Origin of the sequence: Rhizobium sp. BK650 (assembly GCF_014195325.1) — a bacterium.
In the GTDB taxonomy this organism is placed as follows: domain Bacteria; phylum Pseudomonadota; class Alphaproteobacteria; order Rhizobiales; family Rhizobiaceae; genus Rhizobium.
Genome location: NZ_JACIBK010000004.1, coordinates 21935 through 37951 on the forward strand (window position 1 = coordinate 21935; position 16017 = coordinate 37951).

Consider the following 16017-nt stretch of genomic DNA (forward strand, 5'->3'; position numbering starts at 1 on the left):
AAAGGCGGAACCGCGTCATCCCTGCCGCGCCGCCGAGCCGAAGGCTGAGTACGACCTAAGTATAAGCCCTGATATTCTTAGCCGATTGTTAACCATGTTGTTTGAAGCTTCGCTAATGTAGCTTGGGGGGCTCGATCGTGCAGGCGTTGAAGGCGGTGGAGGAGAATGCAGTAGCTCCAGCCTGTGAGCCGGATGGACCGGATCGCGACGCCTTGCGCCATATCCTCTCGCGGCTTGCCGAAGAGGCCTCCACGCTCGGCGTCGACCTCGTCGACATAGCCGGCGCTATCCAGGACATGGCGGCGATGTCTGCCCGCCATGCCGCCGCATTCGACGACGTTACCCGCACCGCTCTTTCCATCGCCGAGACCAACCGCTCCGTCGCCATTTCGCTGCGCGAGACGGACAGCATCGCCACACAGGCGCGCCACATGCTGAAGGAATCGGCCGATCGACTGTCCGGTTCGGTCGAGGAAATCGGCCACATGGTCCGGTCCTCGGAAGAAATCAGCACGGAAATCTCCGGCTTCTCCCGCTCGCTGACCGATGTCGACAAGGTGGCCGCCGAAATCGGCACCATCGCCCGCCAGACCAATCTTCTGGCGCTCAATGCAGCGATCGAAGCCGCTCGCGCCGGTGAAGCAGGCAAGGGCTTTGCCGTCGTCGCCTCAGAGATCCGTGCTTTGTCGCTGCAGACCTCCAAGGCGACGGGCTCCATTCAGGAAACGCTGGAGCAGCTTCGCGTCAAGATCGACCGCCTCTCGATTGTCGGCGGCGGTGCGCGCAGCAGTGCTGCTGGCGTCAGCGAAAAATCCGAGGCGATGCGCGGCGCGTTTGAAAACATGGAACACGTCATTACCCGCATCCTCGATTCATCGTCGGTCATGGCCAACACGACCGAGGCCGTGGATCGCGATTGCGCCGGCTTCGTCGCCAAGCTCGGCGAAATGTCCGCCGAGGTGCTGGATTCCAATGGCCGGCTGCAGCAGGCAGCCAAACGCGTCGATAGCGTTGTCGGGCTCTCGGAAACGCTGATCCAGTTGACCGCGAGCGCCGGCGTGGAAACTGCCGACCGCCGCTGGATCGAACAGGCGCAATCTGTCGCCGGCCAGATATCTAAAGCTCTGGAGCGTGCCGTCGCCGAAGGCGCAATCGGTATCGAACGCCTGTTCAATCGGCAATACCAGCCGATTCCGGGTACCGATCCGGTGCAGATGATGGCCCCTTTCACCAATCTGACCGATCGCCTGCTGCCGCCGATCCAGGAGCCGGTAGCCAGCTCGGACGAGCGGATTGCCTTCTGCGCCGCCGTCGACGAAAACGGCTATCTGCCGACCCACAACAGCAAGTTCTCTTCGCCGCAGCGGCCGGGCGATATCGTTTGGAATACCGCCAACTGCCGCAACCGCCGCATCTTCAACGATCGCGTCGGCCTTGCCGCCGGCAGGAGCACCGCGCCCTTCCTCGTCCAGACGTACCGACGGGATATGGGCGGAGGCAATTTCGTCATGATGAAAGATATTTCCGCTCCGATCACCGTCCGCGGCAGACATTGGGGCGGTCTGCGGCTCGCAGTCAAGGTCTAAAGCAACTCCTGGCTGGATTGCAGGATTCTGCTGGTTCTAACGTTGCCGCGGCCCGCCACGCGCTCTATACCGCGCTCATGAGATTGCGCACCGATATCTATGTTTCGGCTCTTGTCCGCAGGGTTTTTTCCGCGGGCGATTTCGCTGCCGTGGAGAAGAAGGGCGCGGAGGAGGCTGGGGCGATCTTCATCCGCCAGCGCTTCCGCGACGGTCTCGAAACCCTCTACGCGCCTGCCCCACAAACCTTCTTCGACGAGGAGAGCAGCGGCGACCGCCTGTTCGAGATTCGGCTCGAACGTACCGAGCCGGACAAGGTGCGCGAGATGCTGGACCGGGAACGCAAATTCGACCCCGATCTCTGGATCGTCGAATTGGAAGCAGACGAGATTTCGACGCTCGTGCCACTTGCCGGCTGACCGGCTGCCTTGAATTCATGCCAATACCTGCCTACCTTACCGCCGTCCGCAATACCAACAGGATGGTGCACAATGGAGCTGAACCTGATCGCAACGCCAACTCGCTTTGCTATCGGGGGTTTCCATGCCTGCATCCATCACCCTTTCCAATCTTTCGTGGTCCACGCCTGACGGCCGGCCGCTTTTCTCCAATATAGATCTGGGCTTCGGCGCCGAGCGCACCGGCCTCGTCGGCCGCAACGGTGTGGGTAAGACCACCCTTTTGAAGCTGATCGCCGGCGAATTGCAGCCGCAGACCGGCTCCATCTCGCTTTCCGGCACGACCGGCATTTTGCGCCAGAGCGTTCAGGTCGGGCCGGATGAAACGGTCGCCGATCTCTTCGGCGCAACGGAGGCGCTTGCCGTTCTCCGGCGTGCCGAGGGCGGCGAAGCGAGCGCCGATGAACTTGCTGTTGCCGACTGGACGCTCGAAGCCCGCATCGAAGCCGCACTGGAACGCGCCGGCTTGACCGTCGGACCGCAGACCCTGCTTGCCGCGCTCTCCGGCGGCCAGCGCACCCGCGCAGCACTCGCCGCCTTGATCTTCGAGGAGCCGGACTTCCTCATCCTCGACGAGCCGACCAACCATCTGGATCGTGACGGCCGTGAAGCCGTGGTTTCACTGCTTGACGGATGGCGCCACGGCGCCCTCGTCGTCAGCCATGACCGCGAATTGCTGGAGACGATGGACGTCATCGTCGAGCTGACGACCTTGCGCGCCACCCGCTACGGCGGCAACTGGAGCGACTACCGTGCCCGCAAAGCGCTGGAACTCGCCGCCGCCGAACACGATCTGGCCGATGCCAAGAAACGTGTGGCGGAGGTTGCCCGCAGTGCGCAGGAAACGGCCGAGCGCAAGGCGCGCAAGGACAGCGCCGGCAAGAAGAAGGCCGCCAGGGGCGACATGCCGCGCATCGTCGCCGGCGGTCTGAAACGCCAGGCGGAGAATACCAGCGGCGAGAATGCGCGCCTTGCCGAACGGCGTCACGCGCAGGCGCTTGAGGATGCCGAGGAGGCGCGCAAGCGTATCGAAATCCTGCAGCCGCTCTCCGTCAAACTACCCATGACCAATCTGCCGCCAAGCAGGTCGGTGCTGAAGATCGATGCCGTCACGGCCGGCTATGAGGCCGGCGAACCGATCATCCACAAGCTGTCCTTCGAAATTACCGGCCCTGAACGTATCGCCGTCACCGGTCCGAACGGTTCGGGCAAGACGACGCTGCTGGCGCTGATTGCGGGTGATCTCCACCCATGGGAAGGAACGGTGCGCGTGCTGACCTCGTTCTCCATGCTCGACCAGCGCGTCGGCCTCATCGATCCCATGACGTCGATCCGTGATAATTTTCGGCGGCTCAACCCGCAATCGGATGAAAATGCCTGCCGTTCCGCGCTTGCCCGCTTCATGTTCCGAGCCGATGCTGCGCTGCAGACCGTTTCGACGCTGTCAGGCGGCCAGCTCTTGCGTGCAGGCCTCGCCTGCGTTCTTGGCGGAGCGGCACCGCCGGCGCTGCTGATCCTCGATGAACCGACCAACCATCTGGACATCGATTCCATCGCCGCCGTCGAAGCCGGCCTGAGAGCCTATGATGGCGCGCTGCTGATTGTCAGCCACGATGAAGTGTTTCTGGAAATGGTCGGCATTACGCGTCGGCTGGAGCTGCCGGCGCGCTAAAGCACGTTGCAAAAACGATGCCGCGTTTTTGCCGTTACGACATGAAGATGAGGACCGTGACCTCGGCACCCTCCGGAGCCATTGCTACCGCGCCCGCCTGACGCTGTTGAGATCACGCACCGGCGCCTGCCGGATGTAGCGGGGAGCGGCGGCGGCCTGTGCGGCGGGAGCCGGCTGGACTGCCGCCGGGGCTTGTGGATTGTAGGTATACCTGTCGGCGCGGCGCCACGCCTCCACGCGGGCGTGGCACTCTTCCGGATCCAGTGCATCGAGCACAAGGAAGGCACGACTGACGTTGTGCTGCACTTCGGCAAGATGCGGATAGAGCTTTTCCAGCACGAAGACGGCATCGAGGAAGCCCATGCCAAGGCTCGTCAGCGTCGTGGCGAGCTGTTGGCCGGAGAGGTCGAGCATGATGCGCTCGGCGAGCCAGCGGCTGGCCGATAAGGCATCGGCGAGCGCCGTAGCGAAATGCGTGGCGTCCCGCGAGCGCGCAAAACGCACCAGCAGCGCCTCCTGAATATCGGACAGGGAGCGCAGGCCGAGCCGGTCCTGGTCGTTGCGGCCGAGATGGCTGGCAAGACCGCGAATGCGTTCGCGCAGCGCCTCTTCATTGGTAAGTTGCCGCGCTTCCTGCTGATCCGTCTCGGGCGCGACAGGCAAGGGCGAAAGCGGCATGGCGTGCGGTTCGCCAGATTCAGTTGCAGCCGGGCGCGGTTCGGCCTGACGCAGCGCCACCAGGGCATCGATAACTTTTGGCGACAGGGAATCGCGGCTGACGATCGCCCTGACGTGCGAAGCGCCCTGTGTGCGGGCAATCGTGATCAGCGTGTCGTCATTGATCGCCTTGGACGAGGTCAGGAAAGGTGCGGCGAACCCGATCGGTTGATTGCCGATGAAGAGCGCGACGGCGGCCGGCATGTTCTCGCATTGGGAAAGGGCGGCGACGGCTTGGCGCTTTGCTTCTTCGGAGGAGGCCTGGAAAAGCGGCATGAACAGTTCGGCGAACTGGCGCAGTTCGGAGCGTGTCGGATGAGACAGGTTCTCGAAACTGCTGACAGTCGCCATTAACACCACGTCCTTCTTCCTGATGGCCATGGGGCCCTCTAGGTCTCGAAACCGGTCACGCACAAGAACACCCTGAAAACGCAGAACAAGTGGGAGACCGTGGGACCGACAAGCGCTGGCGGGACGCGCGTCAGACCATACGGTTATGAACAAATCCTACACCGGCAGGGTTAATGCATGCTGAAGATTTTGTTGAAATGTAACAGAATTATACACGTTTTGCGTGCAGCCGTTCATGAGCCGGCAAAATAAAATACGTCATACCGGACGCATGACGATTTCCCATTTTAAACATTTCGATAAAACCCGTGGACTAATCTAGAGGCCTACGCGGCCTCTGAGTGCCGACAGCAATCTGTCATGATCGTAATGGCCAGACTGGTAAAGATCGAGTGCGGTCGAAGCAGCAGACTGTGCTTCGACACTTCCAACGTCGATATGCTTCTCCTCGCACCAAGCATCCAGTGCGCTGCGCAACACGTCCAAGTCTTCCGAGGTGAATGAGGCATTATACAGAAATGGCATGGTCCGCTCTCCGAATGACGGCAAGAGCACGTGTAATCTCCCAAGCGGCCAGCGCCTTAAAACTCTCGGCCGATAAGATCAAAATACACTCATCGACCTCTGCCGCAATTAATATTTTCATGACGTATATTTGCAACACTCGAGGCCCAACTGCCGCTTCAATAGGTGTGGTCCGTTAACCGTATGAATTAGTTCTAATTTTATCGGTCGGCCTTCCATCTGTCTTTTCTTTTCGGCGACTGAAACCAAACAACCATTCTGCGCGTTAACTCATGCCTAGCAGGCTGCCTGAAGCAGTGGCTGAATATTAGTAATCTGTTAACGGTCGTGTGTCTCAATTCGGACAGGAACGACGCGGTTTGGAGGTCTGGATCGTGGAAGCTCCGCAGCATCACGGTATTTTAGTCAGGTGCCGTGAGAAAGGCGCGAATGCCCTCGATCCGGTTCATCCGGCGTCTGAGGACGCGCTGGCCCGCAACATGGCGGGCAGGGTGAAATCCATCGCAAGTTCATCCGTCTCGGGCAGTGCATGGAGACGAGAATGGCAATTGTAGTCGCATTGGCGGACCGGCTGCGTGAGGAGCCCCGCCGCCGCGCGGGCAAAGATCCCCGCGAAGCAAAAATCCTCTGGTTCACCGGCGTTCGTTACGAGCGGATCGCCGATACCCCCGACAAGACTCCGGCGCATCCTGCGCCGCGCGTCAAGAACAAGTAAATGAAAAAAACAACTTTAGCGGGTGGTGTATTCGTCGCAACCCGCTTGGCTCAGGAAGGCGCGTGCAGCTTCATCGAAGCTTGCCTGCGGCGCCAGCGTGCGCAGCACCGCGTAGCCCTCGGGGTGCGCCATCTCTACCAGGATCGTCTGCTGCAGTTCCTCCGGCAGGTTTTTGCGCAGGTCCGTCAGCTGGATCGGGCTTGCCGAGAGAACGTCGAGCGTCCCGCCTACGGAGGTGCGGTCGTTCATGCTGAAGACCTCGTTCGAGGCGCTGTCATAGATCGCGATTGACCAGAAAGGCACATTGCCCTCCGCGGTGAAGTGCACCGGCGCCTCGCTCACATCGAAGGAACAGACCGCGGTGCGGACAAAGGGATCGCCATTGGCAAGCCCCGCCTCGTCATAGCGGCTGGACAGCAGATAGAAATTGTTCGGGTCGCCCTCCGCCTCTACGCGCGTCGCCGCATCGCGGCCGGTAAAATGCGGTAGCGCTAGGATGATGACGAGGTGCAGAAGCGCGGCGCCGAAAAGCCCCGTTATGACAGCGAAGAACACCCTAAGCATTGCCGCATCCGATCTTGGCGAGCTTCGGCATGGAAAGGTCGATCACCCCGGAACTGCCGGCCGTCGGCGTGTCGAACAGCGTCAGCACCAGCCGGAATGTGCCGGCCTGCGGCAGCGCCAGCCAGTTGCCGGGCTGGGCGCGTGACGAGATGTCGATGGCAAAGCTGCTGTCCGGCTGGCGCAGCACCGTCCAGGAATTCAGCGCCGCGGGCAGCGTTTGCTGCAGAGAGATCGGGTTGCCGGCATTGTCGGCGGTAAACAGCGTCCACAGCCGCGCCGGCGGCGTCTGCCCGGCGATGCGGTAATGGCAGGAGGCGTTCAGCCGCTCGCCGCTATCATCCACGCTAGCCGTAAAGGTCAGACCTTCGGCGCTGCCATAGAGCAGCTTGCCGGCACGTGCCCGGTGCGACTTCGCATAAGGGTCGGCTTCGACGGTCTGCAGTTCCGGAAAAGCCTCCCAGGCACCGAGCTTGATCGCTCCAAAGCCCTGCGTCGCATCCAGCGCATAAAGCGAAATCATGATGCCGCCGCCAAAGGCAACGGTCAGCATGATCAGGATGAAAAGGGGAAACCGAAACACCTTGCGCCCTTGAAGATCAAATCAGTTGAAAGGGTTACCACTGATTCCGGCAGGGTGGAATGCCATGGGGCGATGTGTCCCCCATGTCTTGGCAGGCAAGATATGTTAATTTGACTGAAACAGTGGAAGAGTTACTCCGCGCTCGCCATCTTCTGGACCGCGAGCGGCGTGGCATCTTTCAGCTTCTCCCCGATGCCCTTGAGAATGTTGGTGGATTGCACCGAGAGCATGCGGGGGCGGACCAGGGTCGGCGTACCATCCTTCGGCTTGTCGGCCTGCGCTTTGGCGACGTCCTTCTCGGAGGGCAACGGGTTTTCGATGCCGGGGATCGGGCGCAGCGTAACGCCCTGGTGGGCATAGTCCATCGCGCGCTTGAAGGTCATGGCCGGCAGTGAGCCGCCTGTCATGTTGTTCGTCGACGTATAGTCGTCATTACCGAACCAGACGGCGCAGGTGTAGTTGCCGGTAAAACCCACGAACCATGCATCGCGATAGGCCTGCGTCGTACCCGTCTTGCCGGCGGTGACGACGCCGTTGTCGAGCGCTGCCTTGCGCGCCGTTCCTACATAGGGCACGCGCGACAGCATCTGGTTCATGTAACTGTCGGCCTGTTCGGAAAGCACGCGCTTGGCGGGCGGTTCATCACGGTCGAAGTCGTAGAGAACGTCGCCCTTATAATCGAGAATCTGGGTGATGCCGTGGCGGCGCGACTGGTAGCCGCCGGCCGGGAACACCGCATACGCGGTCGCCTGGTCCAGCACGGTCACCTCGGATGTGCCGATCGGGATCGTTACATCGTCACGGATCGGCGTCTCGACGCCCATCGCCTTGGCCATCGCCCGGATCGGCTGGATGCCCAGCTTTTCCTTGGCAAGGCGCACTGGAATGGTGTTGATCGACTGCGCGATGGCGGTTTCCAGCGTGATGCGGCCCGCATAGCGGTTTGCGTAATTGTGCGGGCTCCAGTTGCCCCACGAGATCGGCGCGTCGATGATCGTCGTCTTCGGCGTCATCCCGCTCTCCATAGCCACCGAATAGGTATAGACCTTGAAGGAGGAGCCCGGTTGGCGCAGGGCCTTGGTGGCGCGGTTGAACTGGCTTTCACCATAGTCGCGGCCGCCGACCATGGCGCGCACGGCGCCGCCATTCTCGATTATCACCATAGCGCCCTGTTTGGCGTGATAGGCATCGCCATAATCGCGCAGCGACGTCTCGATCGAATCGTCCGCGGCCTGCTGGATCCCTAGGTCGATCGTGGTGCGCACAACCAGCGAGCGCTGATGGAAGCGCGGCGACAGGCGCTGTACCTCGTCGAAAGCCCAATCGAGGAAGAAGTCCGGCGATTCGACCTCGTTGCGGTCCACGACATTGGCCGGATTGCGCCGCGCGGCGATGACCTGACCCTCGGTCATCAGCCCGCTCTGCACGAGATTGGTCAAGACCTCGTTGGCGCGGCCGCGCGCAGCCGGCAGGTTCACATGCGGGGCATATTTGGCCGGCGCTTTGAAGAGGCCGGCGAGCATCGCGGATTCGGCAAGGTTCACATCGGTGATGTTCTTGCCGAAATAGAATTGCGCCGCTGCGGCAGCTCCAAACGTGCCGCCGCCCATATAGGCACGGTCCAGATAGGTGGCGAGGATTTCCTTCTTGGAGAGATTTGCTTCCAGCCAGAAGGCCAGGAAGGCCTCGGTGATCTTGCGGTCGATCGAGCGCTCGTTGGAGAGGAACAGGTTCTTGGCGAGCTGCTGCGTCAGCGTCGAGCCGCCTTGCACGACCTCGCCGGCCTGAGCATTGGTGACCATGGCGCGGAAGAGACCCACGACGTCGATGCCGAAATGGTCGAAGAAGCGCCGGTCTTCGGTGGCGATGACGGACTTGATCAGCGAATCCGGCAATTCGTCGATCGGCACCGAATTCTGATGGATGACGCCGCGATGGCCGATGACATTGCCGTAGCGGTCGAGGAAGGTGACGGCAAAATCGCCGCGGTTGCGCCAGTCTTCCTTGGTGGCCTCGAAGGCCGGCTGCGCCAGCGCAAGCATCAGCACCATGCCGGCTGCGCCGAGCGTCAGCCCTTCGCCGGCGAGTTCGAACACCGCGCGCTTCCAGCCGCGAACGCGGAAGCGGCGGAAGAAAATCGTGGTGTCTTCCCAGATCTCGGCGGCGCGGAAGCCGGCGTTCCAGACGGTCGAGTCGATCCATGAATCGACACGCAGTAGCAGGTGCCGGTTTTTCGACGGCTGCTTCTTGCCTTGCCCGTTTTCAGGCTCTTCTGGCCCATTATGTGGGTTGTCCGGATCCTGCACGTCCTATATTCCCGCCTAATCGCGCTCGGCGGCTATGGAACCAAACGCCGGAGCGGGGCCTGAAAGGGCCGCAACTCTCCGGATAGCCGGAGCATGTTGAATAATTGGTTGATTTTGCGCGCAAGAACAAGAGAGTTGACGGTCGTCACGTGAATTTGCGGGCGTCTGTTGCAAGAAACGAACGATGAACGATCTGCCCTTCTGGAAGCGAAAGACGCTTGCCGAAATGAACCAAGAGGAGTGGGAAAGCCTCTGCGACGGCTGTGGCCTCTGTTGCCTCAACAAGATCGAGGAATGGGATACCGGCGACGTCTATTTCACCTCGATCCGCTGCAGGCTCCTCGATAGCGAAAGCTGCCGCTGCTCCAGCTATCCGAACCGCTGGGACTTCGTGCCCGATTGCGTTCAGCTCACCAAGGAGAATGTCCCCGAGATTGAATGGCTGCCGCCGACCTGCGGTTATCGCCTCGTCAATGAAGGCCGCGATCTCTACTGGTGGCATCCGCTGGTCTCGGGCGATCCCGAGACCGTTCATGCCGCCGGCATTTCCGCCCGCGGCCGCACGGTCAGCGAAAACGATGTCGATCTCGACGATTTCGAGGATTATGTCGTCGACTGGCCGCTGACCGTTGGTGAAGAAACTGAGGAAGCCGAGGAAACGGCCGGCTGATCGTTACTGCCAGGTCCCGTGAGGGATCTGGAAGAGATGCCTTATGCGCGTCGTCAGGGTCGTCGGATGGCTGGCTTCGGCCGACACGCCCGCACTGAAATGATGTTTCTCGGCTTCGATCCGCCGCGACAGAAGCAGACCCAGTTCTTCGGCAAGCGCCGGGCGCTCCTGCATGATCGTGGCAAGGTGGTTCTTGGAGATCTCATAGACCACGACCGACGTGAGCGCGCGGATGTTGGCCGGCTCGAGCGCACCCATCAGCACGCCCCGCTCCCCGAAGAGATCGCCGGGCGCAATCCTTGCGAGCTCGATGATCTCGTTGCCTTCCTTCCGCTCGACGACGGCAACGCCGCGCCGCACGATCATCAGCGAGGTCAGCGAAGTATCCTGCGTCGCGATCAGCGCATCTTTGCGGAAGGTCAGCCGTTTCATGTCGGCCGCAAGGGACTCTTTCTCGTCTTCCGTCAGCGTTGAGAAGAGCGGAATGGCATTGAGCAGCCGCCAGGCCGAGTTCGGATGTTTTCCGGCTTCTTCCAGCGGATCGGCGACCGGGACGGCCGGCGAACCCGCGGGTGACGCTAGCTGTAGCCCCGCCGCTTTGGCGTGACGATAGACGAGATCGTAGATCTCGTTCCTGGCGGCAGTTGCCTCGCCAAGTCCGGAGACGCGGAAGGAGAGCTCGAATTCGATGGCGGTGCTGTCGAGCCCGGTGACGCTGACAACGGGGGCAGGGGATTTCAGGATCGCGTTGCTGCTCAAGAGCACGGTGCGCATCGTCTCCTCGATAGCCGCCGGCGCAATCGAGGGCACGACCCGGATCTTGAGCGAGATGCCATGGGCTTCTTCGGGGCTGGTAAGGTTCGTCAGCCGCGCCTTGGCGAGCGCGCTGTTGGGAACGATGATGAGGTCGTTGGTGCCGTTCAGCAGATGGGTGGAGCGCCAATTTGTCTCCACGACGCGGCCCTGCACGCCGTCTTCGAGCACGATCCAGTCGCCGACGCTGTAATGCCGGCCGAGATTGAGCGCGACGCCCGAGAATACATCGTTCAGCGTGCTTTGCAGCGCAAGCCCGAGCACGATGGCAAAGACGCCGGAAGTGGCGATCAGCGTACCGACCGGCACGCTGAAGACATAGGCCACGACTGAAAGTGCTGCGCCAAGATAGATGATGCCGACGACGAGATCCTGCAGGAGGCGAGCCTCGCGCGGCTTGCGCTCGAAGATTAGGAAGAGCCGCACCGTACTTGCCAGTACCATCGCCCCGCCGATCCACCAGACGGATTTGGCGATCCCGACGAAGATGCGCCGGAGGAGATCGTCGGCATCGCCCATGTCTGACGTGTAGGGCGCAATATCGTGCTCAACGAGCAGCGTCGTCAGCAACGCGAAGAAGACGAGGTTGGCGGCCAGCCGGAAGGTCGGGTCGCGTCCGTAGATGAGCCGTGCCGCAGCGCTCAAGAGAACGAGCGCAACGAACTGAAGCAGCGGATCTTCCAGCATCTGCCATGACATGCATTACATCCTGATTAGGGGCGTTTGACCCTATATCACGGATGAAGAAGGCCTGTCCTCCGACACGAACGGATAGGGGCAGCCAGTGGCAAGCCGGCTGGAGTTTATGACCGGCCGGCCAATCACAGCTATTTCGCCGCATAATCCTCCAGTGCCTGAATGAGCTTCAGGCCTGCTTCGGCGCGTGCCGTATTCGGATAGTTCCTGTTCGCCAATACGACCAGCCCGATCTGCGCCTTCGGCACCAGCACGACATAGGCGCCAAAGCCGTTCGTCGAGCCGGTCTTATTCATCAGCACTGCCGTCTGCGGCGCAAGCGGCTTTGCTCGCTCTTTCACTGGCTGGCTTTCCAGGCTCATCTTGGCGGAGTTGCCGTCGAGAAGTGTATTGAGGGCAACGGGCCAGGCATATTGTTCCCAGACCATATCCTGCGTGTAAGTGGCGGTATCGAAATAGCCGGTATGGGTCTTTTCGATCGCTGCTTTGAATTCCGGGGCCAGTGCATCCGGCTTCAAATTGAGTCCCACCAGATGGACCATGTCGCGGGCCGTGGTCTTGATGCCATAGGCCTCGTCGTCGAGGATGCCGGGGCCGACGCGGACCGGCTTGTCGGCCTTGGCATAACCGAAGGCATAACGATCCATGGCCGCGGCGGGAACTTCGATAAACGTGCTCTTGAGGCCAAGGGCAGGAAACAGTTGGCCCTCAGCGGCCTGCCTGTAGCTGCCGCCCAGACGCTGTCCAGCGATTCGCCCGAGAAGGCCGATGCTGACATTGGAATAAGAGCGCATTGTCCCTGCTTTGTAGGGCGGCTTCCACTCCTTCAGGTAGCGCATCAATCCGGCATCCTCCTTCACGCTGTCTGGCACCTGCAGCGGCAGGCCGCCCGAAGTATGCGTGGCAAGATTGACGAGCGCGATCTTGTCGAAGGCGCTGCCTTTGAGCTCCGGCACATAGGTTGAAACGGGCTGATCCAGAGAAAGCAGACCACGCTGTTCAGCGAGCGCGGCAAGCGTAACATTGAATATCTTGCTGACGGAGCCGACTTCGAAGATCGTGTCGCTGGTGACGGGCGCTTTCGTTTCACGCGAAGCTTCGCCATAGGTGTAGTAGAATTCGGAGCCGTTGACCGAAGCCCCGACGGCAAGCCCCGGAATGTCATATTCCTTGATCACCGGCTGAAAGACGCGGTCGGCAATCTCACGGAACGCATGATCGGTCATTTCCGCGGCATGAAGCGGGCTTGCCGACAAGGCAAGGGCGATGAGGCAGTGTCTGATATTCATGAGCGTTTCCTTCATCTGTATCCGGGGCATCTGTATCCGGCATCTGTATCGGCGACATGGCCGGTGCACGGTCGATAACGCGCCACTTTGCCCGGCCGCAAACGATAAGAACTCGCAGGAGACCTTAGATAAATTGGGGCTCAGCGCTGATGGTCAGCCGGAGAATCTAGGCCCAAGTGCGGTCAGGAAAAGCCGCAGTTCCTTCTCCACGTAATCGGCAACCGCGCCGTCCGACGAAAAGCCCCACCAGAGAAGTGAGCCCTGCCATTGCGACAGCATAAGCCTGGCGATGATCTGCGGCTCCTTCTCCTGCTCGAAGCGTTCGGCAAGCGCCCTTGTCAGCATGGCACCCCAAGCGGCGCCCCGGGCGCGCAGCACGGGATCGCGAAAATCCTCCCGCAGCAGGAGCAAGCCTTCCGCATAGGAGGCGGGATTGTCGCCGTAATCGAGGGAAAGGCCGGTCAGCAGCGCAATCGCGCCATCCACAGTCTTCGGCAGCGTATCGGCAAGCCGCGCCGTTTCCGCATCCAACCGGGCCCAGGCGTAGAGCAGGGCGGCGCGCAGCATGCCCGCCTTCGTGGCGAAACGTTGTACGAGCGTCGAACCGGAGAGGCCGCTCGCCTTCGAAACCGCCGCAAAGGTAGCCGCATCCGGGCCTTCGGACTTGATGACATCGAGAACCATTGAAAGCAGTTGCTCGTCGGAAAGTGTGCGCGGACGCGGCATAAAATTTCCTCTTGCATTCGCCATATTTATGAACGAACGTTCGTTTATATTCAAGCAAGGTGGTCAGGCCATCGATTGTTTCTAGCGGGGAGGACAGCGAAATGACAGCGGACTTGAAGGGCAAGGTAGCGCTTGTGGCCGGCGGAACGCGCGGCGCCGGACGGGGCATTGCCGTGGAACTGGGTGCAGCAGGGGCGACCGTCTACGTGACTGGACGCACGACACGCGCGCAACAATCCGAATATGGCCGCCCGGAAACCATTGAGGAAACCGCCGAGCTGGTGAGCGCTTCGGGTGGGAACGGCATCGCGGTACAGGTGGATCATCTGGTTCCGGGCGAGGTCGAAGCGCTGGTCGCCCGCATCCGCGCTGAACAGGGCAAGCTCGATATCCTGGTCAACGATATCTGGGGCGGCGAGCATCTGACGGAATGGGACAAGCCGGTCTGGGAACATTCTCTCGACAAGGGCCTGCGCATGCTGCGACTTGCGATCGATACCCATTTCATCACCGCTCACTATGCTCTGGCGCTGATGATCGAAAAGCCGGGCGGTCTGCTGGTGGAGATGACTGACGGTACGGCGGAATATAACGCGACCCATTACCGGCTCTGCCCCTATTACGATCTCGTCAAGACGGGCACGAACCGCATGGCCTGGGCGCATGCCAGGGATCTTGCGCCGCATGGCGCGACATCAGTGTCGCTGTCGCCTGGCTGGATGCGCTCTGAAATGATGCTGGAAATCTACGGCGTGACGGAAGAGAACTGGCGGGATGGCACAAAAGTCCAGCCGCATTTCGTGATATCGGAAACGCCGCGTTTCACCGGCCGGGCGGTCGCTGCCCTCGCTGCCGATCCCGACCGCAGCAGATGGAACGGTCAGTCGCTCTCAAGCTTCCAGCTGGCCGACGCCTACGGTTTCACCGATCTCGACGGCACGCGGCCGGATTGCTGGCGCTACCTCGCCGAAGTGCAGGAGCCGGGCAAGCCGGCCGATGACACCGGCTATCGCTGACGGGATCTAGCTGTTGAGGCTCCGCATCTAGCGCGTCACCGCGCCACCGCCCGAGGGGTTGATGACCGGAATAGGCTGTTTGCCGTCACTGCCGGCTTCCGGCTTGAGGATCGGCGGCTTGCCGGTCTCTTTCCCGCGTGAATCTTGGTTGCTGACGTCGGCGGGCGAGCCCGCTTCCGGTTTTAAAGGTTGCCGGTTGGCCATTGGTCTTCCTAATCATCTTCCTTGGTCTTCATGGCGTCGGAGACCTTCTTCACCTTGGGGTGGTTGAGGTTTTCGCCGTGGGCGTCGCGGGCCTTCTCCGGATCATCCTTCGCATGCAGATAGCCCGCGGGCTTTGAGCCCTGCGGCCCTTCCCAGCGCGGCGACTGATCCGTGGTGCCGGGCGCACCATCCTTGGGGCTGTTCATTCCCATGGTATCTCTCCTTTCCTGTCGGAGAGAACAACAGGGGAGGACCGGCATTGTTCCCTGCGCGAATCTGCTAGTTTCGCCGAAAAGGGAGTGCCCATGGCTTTGCGGATCATTTCACTGAATGTCTGGGGCGGCAGCATCCACGCGCCGCTGATCGACTATCTCGCGGGCGCTGAGGCCGATGTCTTCTGCCTGCAGGAGGTGGTGCGGTCGGCCGCCGATGCGCCTGACTGGCTGGAATATCGCGACGGCAACACCGTGCTGCCGCAGCGTGCCCATCTCTACGATGAGATCGCCGCCATTCTGCCTGACCATGACGGCTTCTTCTGCCCCTTTGCGCGGGGCGATCTCTTTCATGGCGAGACGGTCTTTACGACCGAATTCGGTATCGCCACCTTCGTGCGCAAATCATACCCCGTGATCGGCCAGGCGGTGGATTTCATCCATGGCCGCTTTTCGGCCGATGGCTGGGGCGAGCATCCGCGCGCCCGCAATGCCCATTGCATCCGCCTGTTCGATTATGCCGGCGGCTTTCCCATCACCATCGCCCAGCTCCACGGCCTGCGCGATCCGGCCGGCAAAGGTGATATTCCGGCGCGCCACGCCCAGGCCGATGCGCTGGTCGAGCTGATCGAACGCGTCTGGCCCGGCAATGAACGCCTCGTCGTCTGCGGCGATTTCAACGTCCTGCCTGAGAGCGTCACCTTCGACAAACTCGGCCGGCTCGGCCTCAACGATCTCGTCACGGGCAAAGGTTTCACCGATACCCGCACCTCGCTCTATCCGAAGGAAGGGCGCTTTGCCGATTATATGCTGGTGACGCCGGAGGTCGTGGTGGAGCGCTTCGAAATTGTCGAACAGCCCGAGGTTTCGGATCATCGGGCGCTGCTGATCGATCTCGCATGAGCAATTTCAGCAAGGTT

17 protein-coding genes are annotated in these 16017 nt (G+C 61.3%); 7 read left to right on the plus strand and 10 right to left on the minus strand.

Annotation, left to right across the window (positions count from 1 at the left end; all coding sequences use genetic code 11):
• Positions 1–137: 137 nt before the first annotated feature.
• From FHX15_RS11915 to FHX15_RS11925, 3 genes are all read left to right on the plus strand, one after another.
• Entirely contained in the window at positions 138–1586 is a 1449-nt protein-coding gene (locus FHX15_RS11915) for a methyl-accepting chemotaxis protein (RefSeq protein WP_184397239.1), read from the plus strand.
• A 77-nt stretch (positions 1587–1663) separates the two neighbouring features.
• Complete coding sequence (locus FHX15_RS11920; RefSeq protein ID WP_184397897.1) at positions 1664–2002, plus strand: DUF1491 family protein; 339 nt, start codon at positions 1664–1666, stop codon at positions 2000–2002.
• 124 nt (positions 2003–2126) lie between these two features.
• The gene (locus FHX15_RS11925) at positions 2127–3713 is read left to right on the plus strand and encodes an ABC-F family ATP-binding cassette domain-containing protein (RefSeq protein WP_184397242.1); all 1587 of its coding nucleotides are present in this window, start codon (positions 2127–2129) and stop codon (positions 3711–3713) included.
• A gap of 84 nt (positions 3714–3797) precedes the next feature.
• Here FHX15_RS11925 and FHX15_RS11930 read toward each other — a convergent pair whose 3' ends face one another.
• Both FHX15_RS11930 and FHX15_RS11935 read right to left on the minus strand, forming a co-directional pair.
• Entirely contained in the window at positions 3798–4844 is a 1047-nt protein-coding gene (locus tag FHX15_RS11930; RefSeq protein WP_184397244.1) for a DUF2336 domain-containing protein, read from the minus strand.
• Positions 4845–5099: 255 nt separating this feature from the next.
• On the minus strand, positions 5100–5306 hold the full coding sequence (locus FHX15_RS11935) for a hypothetical protein (RefSeq protein WP_184397246.1): 207 nt from the start codon (positions 5304–5306) through the stop codon (positions 5100–5102).
• Between the two features lie 541 nt (positions 5307–5847).
• On the opposite strand from FHX15_RS11935, the gene FHX15_RS11940 reads away from it, so the two are divergent.
• Positions 5848–6021: a hypothetical protein gene (locus FHX15_RS11940; protein ID WP_184397248.1), complete on the plus strand. Its 174-nt coding sequence runs from the start codon at positions 5848–5850 to the stop codon at positions 6019–6021.
• A 15-nt stretch (positions 6022–6036) separates the two neighbouring features.
• Here FHX15_RS11940 and FHX15_RS11945 read toward each other — a convergent pair whose 3' ends face one another.
• From FHX15_RS11945 to FHX15_RS11955, 3 genes are all read right to left on the minus strand, one after another.
• Positions 6037–6585, minus strand: a complete 549-nt coding sequence (locus FHX15_RS11945; protein WP_184397250.1) for a DUF1254 domain-containing protein — start codon at positions 6583–6585, stop codon at positions 6037–6039.
• The gene (locus FHX15_RS11950; RefSeq protein ID WP_184397252.1) at positions 6578–7165 is read right to left on the minus strand and encodes a DUF1214 domain-containing protein; all 588 of its coding nucleotides are present in this window, start codon (positions 7163–7165) and stop codon (positions 6578–6580) included. The genes FHX15_RS11945 and FHX15_RS11950 overlap by 8 nt, the downstream gene beginning before the upstream one ends.
• Positions 7166–7296: 131 nt before the next feature.
• Positions 7297–9471 (minus strand): transglycosylase domain-containing protein, encoded by a 2175-nt coding sequence (locus FHX15_RS11955; protein ID WP_184397254.1) that lies wholly within the window; start codon positions 9469–9471, stop codon positions 7297–7299.
• Between the two features lie 184 nt (positions 9472–9655).
• On the opposite strand from FHX15_RS11955, the gene FHX15_RS11960 reads away from it, so the two are divergent.
• Positions 9656–10141: a YcgN family cysteine cluster protein gene (locus FHX15_RS11960; protein ID WP_184397256.1), complete on the plus strand. Its 486-nt coding sequence runs from the start codon at positions 9656–9658 to the stop codon at positions 10139–10141.
• Between the two features lie 3 nt (positions 10142–10144).
• Here the strand turns inward: FHX15_RS11960 and FHX15_RS11965 are convergent, their stop codons facing one another.
• From FHX15_RS11965 to FHX15_RS11975, 3 genes are all read right to left on the minus strand, one after another.
• A complete protein-coding gene (locus tag FHX15_RS11965; RefSeq protein WP_184397258.1) occupies positions 10145–11653 on the minus strand; it encodes a mechanosensitive ion channel family protein in 1509 nt (502 codons plus the stop codon).
• Between the two features lie 128 nt (positions 11654–11781).
• Positions 11782–12939, minus strand: coding sequence for a class C beta-lactamase (gene ampC, locus FHX15_RS11970; protein WP_184397260.1), 1158 nt, complete (start codon positions 12937–12939; stop codon positions 11782–11784).
• A gap of 153 nt (positions 12940–13092) precedes the next feature.
• Positions 13093–13665 carry a TetR family transcriptional regulator gene (locus FHX15_RS11975; RefSeq protein WP_184397262.1) on the minus strand — a complete coding sequence of 191 codons (573 nt, stop codon included), beginning with the start codon at positions 13663–13665 and terminating at the stop codon, positions 13093–13095.
• Between the two features lie 101 nt (positions 13666–13766).
• On the opposite strand from FHX15_RS11975, the gene FHX15_RS11980 reads away from it, so the two are divergent.
• Positions 13767–14681 (plus strand): SDR family oxidoreductase, encoded by a 915-nt coding sequence (locus tag FHX15_RS11980; RefSeq protein ID WP_184397264.1) that lies wholly within the window; start codon positions 13767–13769, stop codon positions 14679–14681.
• 27 nt (positions 14682–14708) lie between these two features.
• Here the strand turns inward: FHX15_RS11980 and FHX15_RS11985 are convergent, their stop codons facing one another.
• Both FHX15_RS11985 and FHX15_RS11990 read right to left on the minus strand, forming a co-directional pair.
• Entirely contained in the window at positions 14709–14885 is a 177-nt protein-coding gene (locus FHX15_RS11985; protein WP_184397266.1) for a hypothetical protein, read from the minus strand.
• Positions 14886–14893: 8 nt separating this feature from the next.
• Positions 14894–15097, minus strand: a complete 204-nt coding sequence (locus FHX15_RS11990) for a hypothetical protein (RefSeq protein ID WP_184397268.1) — start codon at positions 15095–15097, stop codon at positions 14894–14896.
• Positions 15098–15190: 93 nt separating this feature from the next.
• On the opposite strand from FHX15_RS11990, the gene FHX15_RS11995 reads away from it, so the two are divergent.
• On the plus strand, positions 15191–16000 hold the full coding sequence (locus FHX15_RS11995; RefSeq protein ID WP_184397270.1) for an endonuclease/exonuclease/phosphatase family protein: 810 nt from the start codon (positions 15191–15193) through the stop codon (positions 15998–16000).
• Positions 16001–16017: the final 17 nt, after the last annotated feature.